This window comes from Methylosinus sp. Sm6, from assembly GCF_019802345.1.
GTDB lineage: Bacteria > Pseudomonadota > Alphaproteobacteria > Rhizobiales > Beijerinckiaceae > Methylosinus.
On the sequence record NZ_JAINDZ010000024.1, the window covers coordinates 36,514 to 53,475 of the forward strand.

The following is a 16,962-nucleotide window of genomic DNA, read 5'->3' on the forward strand; positions in this document are numbered from 1 at the left end:
TCACGCCCCAGAGCTCGGCGCTTTTTTTAAAACTTCCAGGACGCGCGGGCGTAGTAGTAGCCGCCGTTGAAGCCGTAGGGTGAGAAGAAATTATAGGTATTCGCGTGATAATACTGCGCATACAGCGGCGTGGCGTCGGGCCGCACGCCGAACACATTATTGCCGCCGATCGCGGCATGGACGCCGAAGTCGAAATCATAACCGATCTCGAGATCGGTGATGATCTTCGGCGAGGTGACGGCGACGGTGTAGGGCGCGGCGCCAGTGAGAAAATAGGCCGTGGTCGAGGACACCCAACCGTAATGGGTGAAGTTCAGAGCGAATGTCCAATTGTCTCGAAGATAGGTTCCGCCGACGATGATCTTCTCGTGCGGCACGTTGGAGGTGAGATAGGAACGCGCCTGCGCGTCGAGCAAGGGCGCGCCGTGGAATGCCGCCGGCGAAGCGGCGACGCGCAGGATCGCCGTCTCGAAGAAGGACGCCGCCGCGTTGAAGCGAAATATGCCATCTTCGCCGGCGTCGATCGAGTAGTCGGCCTTGATATCGACGCCGCGCGTGCGCGTGTCGGCGCCGTTCACATAGAAGCTCACATAGCCGGCGGAGCCCGGCGGAGGAATATTGCCGCTCGCCGCGATCGCGGCGTCCGCCGCCGAGCCGTTCACTGTGCCGGTCGAGACGATGCGGTCGCGAAGATCGATCTGATAGGCGTCGACCGAAGCGCGCAGGTTCGGCAGCGGCTCCAGCACGAGGCCGACCGTCACATTGGTCGATTTCTCCGGCTTCAGCGCTTGCGCGCCGGCAAGCGCCGCGGCCGCCGAATTGGGGGCGAGCTGAATGATCGCCGAGAACGGCGAGACTTTCGACTGAGAGTAGAATTCCTCGGCCAGCGTCGGCGCGCGGAAGCCGGTGCTGACCGTTCCGCGAACCGCGATCTGGGGAGAGATATCATAGCGCGTGGAGAGCTTTCCGTTCACGGTGTCGCCGAAGTCGCTATAGGTCTCGTAGCGGCCGGCGATGTCGACTTTCCATTGCGGCAGCGGCTTGGTGGCGACGTCGATATAGCCGGCGAAGGAATCGCGGCCGTGCTCGCTCGCGTCGGTCGGACGGATCCCGGCCCCGGCCGCGGCTCCGCTGTTGTAGTAGGACCAGTAGTCGCCTTGGACGATTCGATAGGAGTCACGCCGGTTCTCGGCTCCGATGGCGACATTGATCGGCGCGGACAGAAATGACAACGACACCGGCTTGACGAAGTCGAGATTGATCGTGCGCTGCGAATTGGAATATTGCCCGATATAGAATGTCGTGGGCGTCCAGCCCTGGTCGCGGAACAGCTCGGGATTGGCCGTGGTGTTGGCGCCGACGTCGATGACGTTGGCTCCATAAGTGAAGCTGAGATCCCAACGGCCGTTTTCGAGGAAGGCTCCCTTGAGGCCGCCCGTCACCGACCAATCATTTTCATGAATCGTCGTCGCTGGGGCAAAGCCGGAGGGATAGATGGACGACAAATTCACGCCGCTCACGACTGGCGCTCGAAAATTCTGAAGCGACTCGCCTCTGCGCCCGCCACCGGTGCCGAAGACATAGGCTTCGACGCCATTGTCGAATTTGTATCCGCCGTTCAATCCGGCGGCGCCACGAATATAGGCGGCGTCGCCGGCGATGACGCCGACCGTTTTCGGATCGATCCAGGGATAGGCCGTGCCCGGCCCGAAGCGCGGCGTATAGCTGTATAAGTTCGTGTCCGATCCGCTCTGATTGGAATGCAAATGCGAGACGAGATCCGCGCTGAGGTGCAAAAAGCCCTCGTCGCCCAGGGAGAAGCCCTTGTCGATCTGCCCCGTTCGGGTCAGGCCATTGCCATGGGTGCTGGTGTTGTCGCTCGGCCCGTACGAGCCGACGAGAACGCTCGCCTGGCCCGAATCGGACGAGTTCTTCAGGATGATGTTGATGACGCCGGCGATGGCGTCCGAGCCATATTGCGCAGCGGCGCCGTCTTCCAGGATTTCGATATGATCGATTGCGGAGACGGGAATTTGCTCGAGATCGACTCCGCTCGCGCCACTGTTGACGAGTGATCCGATATTCGCCGTCGTGTGGCGGCGCTTGCCGTTGACGAGCACGAGCACATGATTCGACGTCAGTCCGCGCAGACGGACTTGACGCACGAGATTGTCGAGAACGCCGTCGAATCCAGTGAAGGAAAATGACGGCGCGAGCTTTTGCAGTGCGCCCGCCAGATTGCTCTGACCCGTCTGCTCGAGCCGGCTGGCGTTGAGGACGGTGACCGGCGCAGCGCTCTCGCGCGCCTTCACTTGATAGTCACGCGTTCCAGTGACGATGATGTCGTCGACGGCGAGCGGCGTCACCGGCTTCTGCGCAGCGTCTTCGGCATGAGCGGAATGCGAAGCCAGCGCCAGAGCGAGCGCGACGAGGCTCGCTTCGGCCGGGCGCCCGTGGAAAACAGAAAACTTCCTGCTCTGAACAGCGACCATTTCGTCCCTCATCGCACTCGTCACTCGGCGAGGACATCGCAGATGCGCGCAACGCCGCCGACACGCTCGTACAGCGTTAGCTCGACCGAGAGGCTAGCAGCAGCATATCGATGTCCACAAAGGAGAAATTCTAAAGACAAGCATGAGGGGTTCTGCTCGGATCGCCTCGGCAGGTGTGACCGCCGCTATTTGGACAGCCCTTCGACGCGAGCATCGGCCCTTTGCACCAGCCCCCTCGAGAATGGGGCCTCGGCCGATGGGCGGTCGTCTGTCACGGAAAAGCGGCGGCGCTCGCCAATCCAGATTACCCTGAATTGCAATGCAGAAGCCGACCAGCCTCGTCTCTCGACGACGCAATAACGTTTTGCTTCGTGCAACGTCGCGCTCGGCATGTTTCATCTCCGCACGAGCTGATGCTCATGAATTTGTTCCGCCTCCGTCCGAAGCTCGAGGTGAATGCGTGACAAATCTATGATTCTCATGTGCGCCTTTAAATTTTCTCCTTTGTCGATATCGCGAGACTACTGATAGAGCAAAGGCTCCGGGAGGCGATACGTAATTTCTGCGCCTTTATGCGCATCTGCGAAATCGTCGCGGAATGCCGATTTCGATGGGGGGAGTCGAATGGCCGTCGGTCAGCGCAAGAATTTGCTCATGTCCCCTGGACGCTCGATCGAGGCGAGCCTCGCTGCGCTCGTCCTGGCGCTGGCCGCGCAATCCGCTCGCGCGGAGGACATCAGGTCGAATCCGGTGACCCCGCTTTCCGTCGACGACATCATCGTCACCGGGACGCGGGACTATAATGTGAAAGCGCGCGAGAGCACAGCGCCGGTCACTGTGCTCGGCTCCAATCGCCTGGCGCAGACCGGCGCGAACAATCTGTTCGACGCTCTGCAAAAGCTCGATCCATCCTTCTCTTTCAGCGGCTTCGGCACCGATCTGGACAATCTCGTGCGCAAGCCGCGCTTGCGCGGGCTCACCGCCAATCACGTCCTCGTCCTCGTAAACGGCAAGCGGCGGCATGGCACCGCCAACATGGGCGAATTCTCCAACATCGGGTCGAGTGGCGTCGACTTGGAGCAGATACCGGTGTCGGCAATCGACCATATCGAGATTCTCGAAGACGGAGCTGCGGCCCAATATGGCTCGGACGCCATTGCCGGTGTCATCAACATTATCTTGAAGAACTCGCCAGACTCAGGTGAAATCAGCGCGCTCATCGGCTCCTACGGCCCGAGCTACAACGCCAACACCCACGGAAACGGCCTCACACGAACCGGCCAAGTCGACAAGGGCTTCGCTCTCGGCGACAACGGCTTCCTGCATCTTTCCACGGATATCACCTCGCATCTGCATTCCAATCAGAGCGGGCGAGACACGGCCTTCTACAGCGCCTCGCCCCGCGTCGGTCCGGGCACACCCTTTCCCTGGCTCAATCCCGACACAGTCGGCACCTTCTTCAGCGACGCCGCTTACATACGCGGCGCAGCCGGTGTGAACGCCGGCTACAAATTCGACAATGGCGCCGAAGCCTATCTGTTCGGCACCGTCGGAAGACGGCGAGCCGAATCCTTCCAGAGCTACGGCACACCGACCCTCGACGGCGCCCTTCCCCAGATTCTCTCGGCGAGCGGATTTCAATCAGCCCAAACGATTCACGAGACCGATTGGTCGGTCACCGGCGGCCTGAAAGGCTCCTTCCTCGCGGACGGCCACTGGGATCTCAGCCTCACCTATGGCGCCGACATCGTCGACGTGGGCGCCAACGACACGGCCAACGCCTCGTTGTTCGACGATCGAGGCTGGACGCCACGTCAATTCCACATCGGCCAATATTCCAACTCGCAACGCACGATCAACCTCGACTTCATCAAGCCCGTCTCTCTGTCCTTCTGGTCCTCGGCTTTCAATATCGCCTTCGGCGCAGAAAACAGGCGCGACACCTATCGCATCCTTTCGGGCGACGTCTGGTCCTACTATGGGGCCGGCGCGGCCGTCCTACCCGGAATTCGTCCGACCGACGCTAGCGACCACAGCCGAAATTCCTTCGCGGCCTATGTCGACGTGAGCAACAAGCCGCTGCCGCAATGGAAGCTGGACATCGCCGGTCGTTACGAAACCTACAGCGACTTCGGCGACACGGTGAACGGCAAGCTCTCGACGCGCTATGACATTACTCCTCAGATCGCCGCGAGAGGAACGGTCAGCACGGGTTTTCGCGCGCCCACGCTCTCCGAGGAATATTACTCCAAGACACAATTAACTCCGCCCCTGTCGGCGAACGTCGTTCTGCCTCCCAATTCGGCGGCGGCGGCGCTCGCCGGCGCGCAACCGCTGAAGCCCGAGAAGTCGACCAATGTCACCGTCGGCCTCGTGCTGGCGCCATTGCAGAATCTCCACGCCTCGATCGACGCTTATCAGATCGACTTGCGTGACCGCATCGTAACGACCGGAAGTTTGAGCGGCTCCGCGGCCGATGCGGCCATCGCGGCGAGCGGCAATACTCTCGGCTATCCTGGCTTTGTCAATTATTTCGTCAATGGCGCAGACACGCGCACGCGCGGAGTCGATCTGAAGGCAGACTATTCGATCGACGTGGGATCGGATGGCTCGTTCCGCTTCGATTTCGCCGCGAGCTTCTTCGACGCGACCATTCTCCGCGTCGCCAATGCGCCGGCGACGTTCAACGGCGCTCCGTTGCTCGATGCGAAGGCGAGATCCTTTCTCACGGACACCGTGCCGCATGAGAAGATCATTTTCGGCGGCTCATATCTGCGCGACGCGTGGACCTTCACGCTCCATTTCACTCACTATGGCTGGGTCACGCAGGTCACTCCGAACTACGCCACAGGCGGTGCGCCCTACTCCACCTCCATCAACTCGCCGAAGCTCATCACCGATCTCGAGATCGGCTATGATTTCGACTTCGGCCTGCATGCGGCGATCGGCGGCAACAATGTGTTCGGCGTGCGTCCCGACGTCTCGCCCTTCTATGTGCGCTTCAACAACGCGAACACGACCAACAACATGTCTCCCTATGGCATCAACGGGGGCTACTACTACGCGCGCGCATCCTGGAAATTTTGATCGCTGGCGAGCGCCGACAGACTTCAGGCGAACTTCCGAGCAAGGAGCTTTATCCGATGGCCGAGCAGCTTCATCTCGCGGCGTTTCTCTTGGCGTCGCATATGACGCATAGTCACGCGTCATGGCGACATCCACGCAACGATCCGAGCTTCCTGACGCCGGAATATTACGAGAACTTGGCGAGGATCGCGGAAAAGGGCAAATTCGATTTTGTCTTCTTCGCGGATGGCTTGTTGATTCCCGATCGTTATGGCGCCGGAGTCAGGGACACGGTTCAGCGCGGAGTGCAGGGGGCGGCCTCGCTCGATCCGGCGTACATCGTTCCCCTCGTCGCGGCCGCGACCAAGCGCCTCGGGATCGGCCTCACGCGTTCCACATCCTATTATCAGCCATTCGACATCGCTCGAGGCTTCGCGACGCTCGATCATCTTTCGCGTGGCCGCATCGCCTGGAATGTCGTGACGTCTGGCTGTCAGTCCGAGGCGCGCAATTTCGGCATGGACGCACACATCGATCATGACTTGCGTTATGACAGGGCGGAAGAATTCCTCGAGGCGACATTCAAGCTTTGGGGCTCCTGGGATGAAGGAGCTCTCATACAGGATAAGGCATCCGGGCTCTTCGCCGATCCCGACAAGGTGCATTATGCCGATCATGAGGGAAAATGGTTCAAGGTTCGGGGTCCCTTGACAGTTCCGCGCTCGCCAGAGGGGCGCCCGGCTATCATGCAGGCGGGATCATCGAATCGAGGTCGAGATTTCGCGGCGCGCTGGGCAGAAATCGTTTTCGAGATCGACCCGACGCCAGAAGGTCGTAAGGCCTATTACGCAGACGTAAAGTCGCGATTGACGAAGTTCGGCCGCAAGCCGAACGACGTGAAGATTTTCCCCGCATTCATACCGTTCGTCGGCGAAACCGAAGCCATCGCACGCGAAAAGCAGCAATTCAACAATGAGCTGGCGGACCCGATCGCCGGCATCGTCACCTTGTCGAGCCACCTCGACCACGACTTGTCACAATACGACCCCAATGCCCCGCTCGCCGACATCGATTCCAACGGCACCCAGGGGATGCTCGCGTTAGCAAAGCGTCTCACCGATGCGAATAATTTGACGTTACGCGATATCGGGAAGCTTTTCGCGCAAGGCGTGCTGCTGCCGCATTTTGTCGGCACCCCTACTCAGATCGCAGATGAAATCGAAGCCAGCTTCAAGAACGAGGAAGCCGACGGCTTCATCGTCTCCGCGAGCCATACGCCGGGAGGCTACGAGGAATTCGTCGACCTCGTGGTCCCGGAGCTGCAGCGCCGTAAATTGTTTCGTGCGGAGTACGAGAGCTCCACTCTCAGAGGACACCTCGGATTCGACAAAGGCAGCCTCGTTCCTCCCGCACGCCCCGCCTCGACGGAAACGTGAGAGCAAGGCATGTCCCCGACATGGCTTCTCCTCGATAGCGCAAAGGTAGGTTCGCCGGACGCGCGCTCGTGTCGATCGACGAAATTGGACACGCCGTAATCGTCGTGACTTGTCGATCTCCTTGAGAATTTCTCCTTTGAAGGAGCGAAGACGCTACCGATAGAGCTGCCATCTCGGATGGCGATACGCAAGGACGTCCGGCGCGTTTGCGCTTCGCGAAATCCCCCCGCCGAATGATGATCTTGAGGAGGTCCAAATGACTGTTCTTCCGCGCGAGAGAATTTTCTTTTCTCGTAGAGGCCCGACGGAAGCGAGCCTCGCCGCGCTCGTTCTGTCAGTCGCCACGCAATCCGCTCTTGCGGAGGACCGGAAGGCGACCGCGCTTTCCGTCGACGACATCATCGTCACCGGGACGCGGGACTATAATGTGAAAGCGCGCGAGAGCACCACGCCGGTCACCGTGCTCGGCTCCAATCGCCTGGCGCAGACGGGCGCGAGCAATCTGTTCGACGCGCTGCAAAAGCTCGATCCGTCATACGCCTTCAGCGGCTTCGGCGGCGATCTCGACAATCTGGTCCGCACGCCGAGCCTGCGCGGCCTCACCGCCAATCATGTGCTCGTGCTCGTCAACGGCAAGCGCCGGCACGGCACGGCCAATATGGGCGAGTTCAACAATAATGGCGTGAACGGCGTCGATCTCGAGCAGATACCCCTTTCGGCGATCGACCATGTCGAGATCCTGGAAGATGGAGCGGCGGCGCAATATGGCTCGGACGCGATTGCCGGCGTCATCAACATCATTTTGAAGGACTCGCCCGACTCGGGTGAAATCAGCGCGCTCATCGGCTCCTACGGCCCGAGCTACAACGCCAACACCCATGGCAACGGCCTCACGCGAACGGGACGCGTCGACAAGGGATTTGCTCTCGGCGAAAGCGGGTTTCTGCATCTTTCCGCCGATCTCGCGTCGCATCTGCATTCCAATCAGGCCGGACCGGACAGAGCCTTCTACAGCGCCTCGCCCCGCGTCGGACCAGGCACGTCCTTTCCCTGGCTCAATCCCGACACGGTCGGGCTCTTCTACGGCGACGCCGCTTATCTGCGTGGCGCCGGCGGTCTGAACGCCGGCTATAAATTCGACAATGGCGTCGAAGCCTATCTGTTCGGCACGGGCGCGCGACGCCGAGGCGAATCCTTCCAGGGCTTCCGCACGCCGACGCTCAACGGCGCCCTCCCGCTGATGCTCTCGACGAGCGGATTTCTCCCGGCCGAGACGATTCACGAGACCGACTGGTCGGTCACCGGCGGCCTGAAAGGCTCCTTCCTCGAGGACGGCCGCTGGGATATCGCCTTCACCTATGGCGCCGACGAGGTCGACGTCGGCCTCAACGACTCGGCCAACGCCTCGCTGTTCAACGCTCAGGGCTGGACGCCGCGTCAATTCTACATCGGCCAATATTCCAACTCGCAACGCACGATCAATCTCGATTTCACCAAGCCCGTTTCCCTGCCTTTCTGGTCGTCGCCCTTCAACATTGCATTCGGCGCGGAAAACAGGCGCGACACCTATCGCATCATTTCAGGCGACGCCTGGTCCTATTATCTCGCTGGTCCGGCGGCCCTGGTCGGAATTCGTCCCACCGACGCCGGCGCGCATGGCCGCGATTCCTTCGCCGGCTATGTCGATGTCAGCAACAAGCCCTTGCCGCAATGGAAGGTCGAAGTCGCGGGCCGCTACGAAACCTACAGCGACTTCGGCGACACGGTGAACGGCAAGCTTTCGACGCGCTATGACGTGACGCCGCAGATCGCGGTGAGAGGCACGGTCAGCACGGGCTTTCGCGCGCCGACACTCGCCGAGGAATTCTACACCAAATCATTGGTCACGCCCGTGTCGGCGAATATTGTTCTCGCTCCGAATTCGGCGGCGGCGGCGCTCGCCGGCGCGCAGCCGCTGAAGCCGGAGAAGTCGACCAATGTCACGATCGGCCTCGTGCTGGAGCCCTTGCAGAATCTCCATGCTTCGATCGACGCCTATCAGATCGACCTTCGCGATCGCATCGTGTCGACCGGCACGCTGACCGGCGACGCGGCCAATGCGGCGATCGCCGCGAGCGGGAATGTCGTCTCGGCGGGCTTCGCGGGTTTCGTCAGCTATTTCGTCAATGGCGCCGACACGCGCACGCGCGGAGTGGATGTGAAGGTCGATTATTCGATCGACGCGGGTTCCGACGGCCTCTTCCGCTTCGATTTCGCGGCGAGCTTCTTCGAGACAACCATTCTTCGCACCACCGACGCGCCGGCGGCGTTCAACGGCGCGACGCTTCTGGACGCCTCGGCGAAATCCTTCCTCACCGACAGCGTGCCGCATGAGAAGATTATTTTCGGCGGCTCCTATCTGCTCGACGCTTGGACCTTCACGCTTCATTTCACTCATTACGGATGGGTCACGCAGACCACCCCGAACTACGCGACCGGCGGGGCGCCCTACACGACGGCGATCAACTCGCCGAAGCTCATCACCGATCTCGAGATCGGCTATGATTTCGATTTCGGCCTGCACGCTGCAATCGGCGGCAATAATGTCTTCGGCGTGCGTCCCGACGCCTCGCCCTTCTATGCGCGTTTCACCAATGCGAACGTGACCAATACCTTCTCTCCCTACGGCATCAACGGGGGCTACTATTACGCTCGCGCGTCCTGGAAGTTCTAATTCGCACGTCGAGCGCTTTCCGATCGAACGGAGCATTCCTTCGCTCCAGTGGAAGACCGCGCGAGACGCCGCCACGCTCCGAACCAGAAGGCAGTCGCTCGCATGTCCGAAATTTCGTCGCGCCGCGGCGCTCGCGCGTCGCATCGCCGCCGTCTCTCGAACCGTGTTCTCGCCGCCGCTGTCACGACGCTCGTCTTCGTGACTCCGCCCGCGCGCGGCGATCACGCCGCCGATCCGGCGACCGCCGCTGCGGACTCGATCCACAAGCGAGTGTTGACACTCGACAGCCATGTCGACATTCCCTTCGAGTTCATGTCGCCGCAGGCCGACCCCGGCAGGCCGAGCAAAATGCAGGTCGACCTGCCGAAGATGCGCGAGGGCGGGCTGGGGGCCGCCTTCTTCATCGTCTATGTCGGCCAAGCGCAGCGCACAGCGGAGACCTACGAGCAGGCGCGCTCGGGCGCCGAGACGAAGTTCGCGGCGATCCACAAGATGGTCGAGACCTACCCTGAACAGATCGAGCTCGCGACTCGCGCCGGCGACGTCGCGCGCATTCGCGCGAACGGAAAGCTGGTCGCTTTGATCGGCGTGGAGAACGGCTTCGTCATCGGCAAGGATCTGAGCCTCCTGCAGCGCTATCACGATCTCGGCGCGCGCTATTTCGGACTCGTCCACGCCGGGCACAATGATCTCGGCGATTCCGCCAATCCGATCTCCTGGCTCGACAACGGGCCCGAGCACAATGGCCTCAGTCCGCTCGGCCGGGAGGCCGTCGTCGAGCTCAACCGACTGGGGATCATTGTCGACATCTCGCATGCGTCCAAGGAGACGTCGCTGCAGGCGATCGAATTGTCGCGCGCGCCGGTCATCGCCTCGCATTCGGACGTCGGCGCGCTCAATCCGATCTCGCGCAATCTCGACGACGAGACTCTGGAAGCGCTGGCGAGAAAAGGCGGCGTCGCCCAGATCGTCGCCTTCGACTCCTATCTATGGGTCGGCGTCGTCGCCAAGCACAAGGCGCAGGAGGCGTTACGTCGAGAGTATGGGATCGACGATCCGTTCGCGGTCGGTAAGCTCCCGCCGGAAAAGGCCGCCGAATATTTTCGGCGTCTCCTGGCGCTCGACCAGGTCTGGGCGCGCACCGATGTGAAGCGCCTCGTCGATCATATCGACCACGCCGTCGCGAAGATCGGCGTCGACCATGTGGGCTTGGCGTCGGATTTCGGAGGCGGTGGCGGGATCGTCGGCTGGAAGGACGCAAGCGAAACCTACAATGTGACGCGCGAGCTGGCGCGGCGCGGCTACAGTGAGCAGGACATCGCGAAGCTCTGGGGCGGCAATCTGCTGCGCGTGCTGGCGAAGGTGGAGGAGATCGCGGAAAAATCGCGTGACTAGCCCCTATTCGATTCGATCGAAATGGATGGCGCTCTGGCATCTTTTCTCTCGGGGTTTTGCGATCGACAGAGCAATCCGGGAGCGCCGTTCGGCATCGACCGACCCGATGGCGCGGCGACCGCAAAACGTCGTCACAGAGAGCGAAGCGATGGAAAAGGGCGCCGCATCGCGCAAAGACGTCATTCGCACGGCGGCGCGAGCGCGATTTTTGGAGCAGGGCTTCTCGGAGACCAGCATGGATGCGATCGCGCGGTCGGCAGGCGTGTCGAAGGCGACGCTCTATACATATTTTGCGAGCAAGGAAGCTCTTTTCGCCGATCTGGTCGAGATCGAGTTTCGAGCGAAGGCGCTACGCTGCGCCGCGCCGGATCTGGGCCACGGCATCGCGCCCGCGTTGCGCGTGCTGGCGAGGGAGCTGGTGGGATGCTGGCTCAGAAGGGATTCCACCGCGCTCTTCCAAGCCGTATGCAGCGAACGCTGGCGCTTTCCGGCACTTTGCCTTCTCGTGTTCGAGAGCAATCAGCGAGCTGCGCTCGATCTCGTGACGTCCGTCTTCGAAGAGGCCGAGCAAAAGGGACTTCTCGCTTGTCCCGACGCGAAGATCGCCGCCGCGCAGCTGCTTCATCTCGTCTTCGCGGATATGCCGCTTCGGATCGCGCTCGGCATCGAGCCGCCGAGCCGAGCAGAGGCCGAGGCGACGCTCCAAGCTGGAATAGATTGCTTTTTGAGAGCGTATGGAACGCCACGGCTTGCGTCTCGAGGATAGTCCGGTCCGAGACGACGCCATCCGCGGACAGTCGAATGAACTGGAAAGACCGTCCCAATCCACGAGACGAGCCGAGCCGCCCGTCCACGACCTCAAAAGTCACGGCGCCGCGATCCGATGCGCGTTCACGCCGAGGGCAACCACGATCGCCGTGAAGAGGAGAATCACGCTCGCCGCCGCGACCGCGCCGCCGCCGCCGGCGATGTCGAAGGCATATCCCCCTCCCGCCGCGCCGATGGAGATCGCGAGTTGAACGGCGGCGACGAGCAGGCCGCCGGCGGTCTCGGCCTGGTCGGGCACAGTTCGGGTCAACCATGTCGACCATGCGACCGGAATCGCGCCAAAGGAGAGACCCCAGAGCGCGAACAGCGCCGCATGGGCCGCCAGGCTGCCGTGAATTGCGACCAAGCCGACGCCGAGCATCCCCATCAGAAGCGGCATGGAGAAGAGCGCGAGCTTGAGGCTCCGATCGATCAGCGGCCCTGCCAGCAGCGTGCCGATGAAATTGGCGAGACCGAAGCCGAGCAGGACCGCCGACACCGAGTCGACGCCGACGCCGGTGACGGTTTCCAAAAATGGTCGGATATAGGTGAACACCGCGAAGTGACCGGCGAAGGTCAACATCACCGCCGTGATGCCGAGCGCGACTCCCGGCCGGCGCAAGACGACGCCGAGCATGCGCAGAGGCGCCGCCGCCGCCGGCGCCATGCGCGGAAGCGCCGCGAATTGGGCCGCGATCGTCACGACGCCGAGTCCGGCCGCGAATAGGAAGACGCTGCGCCAGCCGAGCCGATCGCCGAGATAGCTGCCGACCGGGGCCGCGAAGATCGTCGCCGCGGACACGCCGCTGAAGAGGACCGACAGCGCGCGCGCCACCAGCGCCTCCGGCGCCAACCGCATCACCAGAGCCGCCGACATGGCCCAGAAGCCGCCGAGGCCGACACCGAGCAGCACGCGACCGGCGATCAGGAGCGGCAGGCTCGGCGCAGCCGCGACGAGCAGATTCGACGCGATCAGCAAGGCGGAGAAGCCGATGAGCAGATGGCGGCGGTCGATGCGCCGCGTCACGGCGGCGACGAGTGTCGCGGACAGCAGCGCAACCAGGGCCGTCGCGGTGACCGCCTGGCCGGCCGCGCCTTCCGTGACTTGGAGATCGGCCGCCATCGGCGTCAGCAGGCTCGCCGGCAAGAATTCGGCCGCAACCAATGCGAACACGCCGAGCGTCATCGAACCGATCGCCGCCCAGGCCGGCTCGTCGGGCGCCGCGGTCGTTTCCGCGAATGCAATCTCCTCGCTCATCTCATCGGTCCTTTTCACGGAAAGGCTATGATCGCGCCAAGCTAGGCTGGCGCGGTCGGACGATATATGCCAGGATATCCGGAATGTTTGATCAATCGTCCGATACTGGCTCGGCCGCGACGGCGCCCTCCGGTGTGGTGAGCGAGCTGCTCGTCGGCATGCGTCTCGTCGGCATCAATTACCGGCGCATCCAGATCTCGCCGCCGTTCGGCCTCAACTTCGGCGGCGACGAGGGGGGCGCGCGGCTCCATTTCGTCGCGCGCGGCTCTGTTTTCCTGCGGCGTCCGGGCGCAGACGACCTCGCGCTCGATGCCGGAGCCGCGGTCTTGCTTCCGCACGGCGGGGCGCATGATCTCGTCTCGCGACCGAACCAGCCGAGCCGCGCAGTCACGAGTTTCGACAGCGCCCCGCTATGCCGCACGGTCGACGACATCAATGCTTGCATCGAGGGGGCCTGCCACGGCAATGATACGGTGATCTTCAGCGGCTGCATGCAATTCGAGCTCGGCAGCATGCATGCTTTGGTGGCGCTGATGCCGGAGGTGATATCGGCGGACACGCTGCTGGACCGCTATCCGGAGATCCTGCCCATGCTCGAAGCGATGGAACGGGAGACCCGCAACGAACGAGCGGGCTTTGCCGGCATCCTGGCGCGACTGGCCGAAGTGGTCTCGGCGTTCATCGTGCGGGCCTGGGTCGAGTGCGGATGTGGCGCGGCGACGGGATGGGCGGCGGCGCTGCGCGACCCGCGGCTCGCCCGCGTCATCGCCGCGATGCACCGGGATCCCGGGCGCAGCTGGACGGTTCGTGACCTCGCCGCCGAGATGGGCGCCTCTCGTTCCGTCTTCGCGGAGCGCTTTTTGGCTGTGACCGGAATGACGCCGCTGCGGTATCTGACCGAGCTCCGCATGCGGCTCGCAACGCAATGGATCGCCCGCGATCGGGTGTCGATCGACGACGCCGCACATCGCCTCGGCTATGGCTCGCAGGCGGCGTTCAGCCGTGCTTTCAAGCGCGTCATCGGGTGTGCGCCGGGAACGCTGCGCTCTGGCGCGGAGACGGCGCGCGAACCGTAGAACGGGCCGCCAGGGCGTAAGCTGAAAACAAAGGCCTTCCTCGATCATCGCGACGCGCCCGCCGGCAACATTGGCGACGCCGACCAACAGACACGGCACAAAGACGCCTTCGCCTTCCTCCGCGACGATGACGACGTCGCGACCGGCGGCGCGTGGACCGAAAACAGCGGGCGTGGCTTCGACGACCATGTCCCGGTCGCACCTCGTCGACGCGAGACCGGTCGGCGAATTCCATCGGGGGACTCCGACGTGATCCGCCTGAGAAAATTCCACCCGCATCAATAGAGCGCCAGACTAACCAATCCGCCGATCGACATCGGTCCCCGTCATCGACATCGGCGCCGTCCGCGAGCACTTCCGGCTCACCGCTATCGGGCGGCCAGTCCCAGGACCCCCGTCGAGATCGCCGTCGTAGCTCGGACGCTGCAGCAGGCCTTCATCCTCCAGCCGGTCGAGGTCGGGCAGGTCGCGCAGGCTGGCGAGGCCGAACGCCGCGAGGAATTTCCACGTCGTGACATAGGCGAAGGGCGCGCCGGGCTCGGGCGCGCGCAACGCCACGTCGATGAGATCGAGACGCTTCAACCGGCCGATGACGTCCCGGCTGATCTCGCGGCCGGCGAGCCGAAGTGTCATCCGAGCACTATAGCAAGAGCTGGCTGCTCAACGAGGTCGTGCCCGGCTTCGATACTGAGGCGTTGCGCATCACGCCGTCCATTAGCAAAGGCGCCACCGCATACGTCCCGCTCCACTTAGGCGTCGCGCTTCTGGCTGGCCTCTCGGCCGCCGCAAAAGACACGATCGGAACGCTACGCTATCTCCGGCCAGCGTGCCGACCATTCAATCTGAGGCGCTTCGACGAGCTCGTCGCCTCGGCCGTAGGCGACAGTGACGATTTCTCAATTTAAATGTCCGAACACGAAAGGCTCCCGGTAATTCTCAAATAAGCTGTCCAAACCCGCCACGAACTACGAATTTCCAACAATAAGTTGTACCCTGACATGCGGCCGTCCCGAGGCGCTGGCCGGAATTTCGTGATTCGATCACCGACAACTTTCGCGTCATCGATCCGAAGGATTTTCGGGTTCTGCCGTGAGCGGGGTATAGCGTACAAAAAATCACAAACCTTGAGATGACCTCAAGTTCCTCGACGACGGACGTCTGGAGACGGACACCAACACGGTGGAGCGATCGATCAGGCCCATATCGATCGGCAAGAGGAACAGCCTGTTCTGCGGCGACGAAGGCGGCGGCGAGACCTAAGCCATTTTGGCGTCGCTCCTCAACACGGCGAAACTGAATGGCGTCGATCCGCAAACCTATCTGACGGATGTTCTCGAGCGTCTCGTCTCCGGCCGCACCAAGATCAATCGGCTGAGCGACCTGCTCGTGTGGAACTGCAAGGCCGCGCGCACGGCCGAAGCCGGCGCGGCTGCGGCATGAGCCGACGCGCTCGCAAGTCACGACGAACGCGAAGACGACGGCCGACTACGCCATGTCGACCGAAAGGCTCGACCATTGGCTGCGTGACCGCGCCATCGCGGCGCCCTTCGACAAACGCGAACTGCGCTTCTTCGGCGAATTGGCGCCGCTCAGCGAACGGCGCGCTTTCGCCGAGCGCATCGGCTCGCTGCGCAACACGGATTGGATCGTCTCCGCCAAGCCGCCTTTCGGCGGCCCCGAGCAGGTGCTCAGCGAGAGACCGGCCTGCTCGCGCGTTATTGGGAAAGCCATGGCTTCATGTACGCGATCGGCGCGGAAGTCGACGTCTGGCGCGCACGCGGATTTACTGTCGTCGTCAGCGGCGCACGCGCCGCGTGGCTAGTCGCGAGGACGCGTTATCCGGACACCATCAGCGTATTGATCGACGCTCCCGCCTCACTTCGCGAGAGGCGACTGTCCATGCGCGGCCGCGAGGACGAGGCCGCGATTTGTGAAAGGCTCCATCGCGAGGTTCCCGTGCAGACGGTCCAAGGAACGCTCGATAACCGCGGCGCCGTGGCGATTGCGGGCGATCGCTTCGTTCGTCTGCTGCAACGACTAGCTCAGGCCTGAAACAGGTCGCGTCATTCGGCGGCAGTCTCGCATGTGAAAAAGGACCATTTCGTGCGGTCACGAATTTTTCTCGCGGGTCAGATGGGGCTATGATCGTCGGGCGTGGAGCTGGCGGAATAGTGCGATGATCGATTTCAAGGGCAGTATGCGCCTTTACTGGAGAAACAGATTCGTGTTCACAAGCGTGCGATCGGATCCAGCTGGCGTCTCGACGAGACCTATGTGAAAGTCAAAAGCTGCTGGAAATATCTGTATCGGGTGGTCGATAAGGCAGGCGCGACCGTGGATTTCCTGCCGACGGCGAAGAGGGACTGCAAAGCCGCCTTGCGCTTTTTGCGCAAGGCGATGGTCAGCATGGCGAGTCGGAGAAGATCACGATCGACAAGAGCGACGCCGACACGGCGGCGATCGAAAGCTACAATGCGGAGCATGAAGCGGACATCGAAACCCTGCGTATCAAATATCACAATCATATCGTCGAACAGGATCATCGAGCGGTGAAACGAATGACGCGGCCGATGTTGGGTTTCAAATCATTTCGATCGGCTGCTGCGGCACTCTCGGGGATCGAACTGATGCATATGATCCGAAAGGACCAGTTGCAGACCAGGGCCAAACTGCGTCCAGCGCAGCAGTTCTATGCCCTCGCCTCGTGAGCCGCGTCACT

11 protein-coding genes and 2 pseudogenes are annotated in these 16,962 nt (G+C 62.3%); 10 read left to right on the forward strand and 3 right to left on the reverse strand.

Annotation, left to right across the window (positions count from 1 at the left end):
• Positions 1 to 26: 26 nt before the first annotated feature.
• Positions 27 to 2,492, reverse strand: a complete 2,466-nt coding sequence (locus K3F48_RS15825) for a TonB-dependent siderophore receptor (protein WP_222576401.1) — start codon at positions 2,490 to 2,492, stop codon at positions 27 to 29.
• A 654-nt stretch (positions 2,493 to 3,146) separates the two neighbouring features.
• On the opposite strand from K3F48_RS15825, the gene K3F48_RS15830 reads away from it, so the two are divergent.
• The 5 genes from K3F48_RS15830 to K3F48_RS15850 all read left to right on the forward strand — a co-directional run bounded on the left by K3F48_RS15830 (position 3,147) and on the right by K3F48_RS15850 (position 11,868).
• On the forward strand, positions 3,147 to 5,579 hold the full coding sequence (locus tag K3F48_RS15830) for a TonB-dependent siderophore receptor (RefSeq protein WP_222576402.1): 2,433 nt from the start codon (positions 3,147 to 3,149) through the stop codon (positions 5,577 to 5,579).
• Positions 5,580 to 5,635: 56 nt separating this feature from the next.
• Positions 5,636 to 6,994 carry an LLM class flavin-dependent oxidoreductase gene (locus tag K3F48_RS15835; protein WP_222576403.1) on the forward strand — a complete coding sequence of 453 codons (1,359 nt, stop codon included), beginning with the start codon at positions 5,636 to 5,638 and terminating at the stop codon, positions 6,992 to 6,994.
• A gap of 256 nt (positions 6,995 to 7,250) precedes the next feature.
• Entirely contained in the window at positions 7,251 to 9,707 is a 2,457-nt protein-coding gene (locus K3F48_RS15840) for a TonB-dependent siderophore receptor (protein WP_222576404.1), read from the forward strand.
• Positions 9,708 to 9,809: 102 nt separating this feature from the next.
• Entirely contained in the window at positions 9,810 to 11,102 is a 1,293-nt protein-coding gene (locus K3F48_RS15845) for a dipeptidase (protein ID WP_222576405.1), read from the forward strand.
• A 148-nt stretch (positions 11,103 to 11,250) separates the two neighbouring features.
• The gene (locus K3F48_RS15850; RefSeq protein WP_222576406.1) at positions 11,251 to 11,868 is read left to right on the forward strand and encodes a TetR/AcrR family transcriptional regulator; all 618 of its coding nucleotides are present in this window, start codon (positions 11,251 to 11,253) and stop codon (positions 11,866 to 11,868) included.
• Positions 11,869 to 11,967: 99 nt separating this feature from the next.
• On the opposite strand, the gene K3F48_RS15855 is transcribed toward K3F48_RS15850, so the two are convergent.
• On the reverse strand, positions 11,968 to 13,167 hold the full coding sequence (locus K3F48_RS15855; protein ID WP_222576407.1) for an MFS transporter: 1,200 nt from the start codon (positions 13,165 to 13,167) through the stop codon (positions 11,968 to 11,970).
• Between the two features lie 83 nt (positions 13,168 to 13,250).
• Here K3F48_RS15855 and K3F48_RS15860 point away from each other — a divergent pair, with 83 nt between their 5' ends.
• The gene (locus tag K3F48_RS15860) at positions 13,251 to 14,243 is read left to right on the forward strand and encodes an AraC family transcriptional regulator (protein WP_222576408.1); all 993 of its coding nucleotides are present in this window, start codon (positions 13,251 to 13,253) and stop codon (positions 14,241 to 14,243) included.
• A 294-nt stretch (positions 14,244 to 14,537) separates the two neighbouring features.
• Here the strand turns inward: K3F48_RS15860 and K3F48_RS15865 are convergent, their stop codons facing one another.
• Entirely contained in the window at positions 14,538 to 14,876 is a 339-nt protein-coding gene (locus K3F48_RS15865) for an SMC-Scp complex subunit ScpB (RefSeq protein WP_222576409.1), read from the reverse strand.
• A 507-nt stretch (positions 14,877 to 15,383) separates the two neighbouring features.
• Here K3F48_RS15865 and K3F48_RS24425 point away from each other — a divergent pair.
• The 4 genes and pseudogenes from K3F48_RS24425 to K3F48_RS15890 all read left to right on the forward strand — a co-directional run.
• Positions 15,384 to 15,683, forward strand: a pseudogene (locus tag K3F48_RS24425) (transposase domain-containing protein); the annotation flags it as partial.
• A gap of 52 nt (positions 15,684 to 15,735) precedes the next feature.
• Positions 15,736 to 16,065, forward strand: coding sequence for a hypothetical protein (locus tag K3F48_RS15880; RefSeq protein WP_222576411.1), 330 nt, complete (start codon positions 15,736 to 15,738; stop codon positions 16,063 to 16,065).
• Between the two features lie 77 nt (positions 16,066 to 16,142).
• A complete protein-coding gene (locus K3F48_RS15885; protein ID WP_222576412.1) occupies positions 16,143 to 16,295 on the forward strand; it encodes a hypothetical protein in 153 nt (50 codons plus the stop codon).
• A gap of 222 nt (positions 16,296 to 16,517) precedes the next feature.
• Positions 16,518 to 16,951 (forward strand): annotated as a pseudogene (locus K3F48_RS15890) (transposase).
• The last annotated feature ends 11 nt before the right edge of the window (positions 16,952 to 16,962 follow it).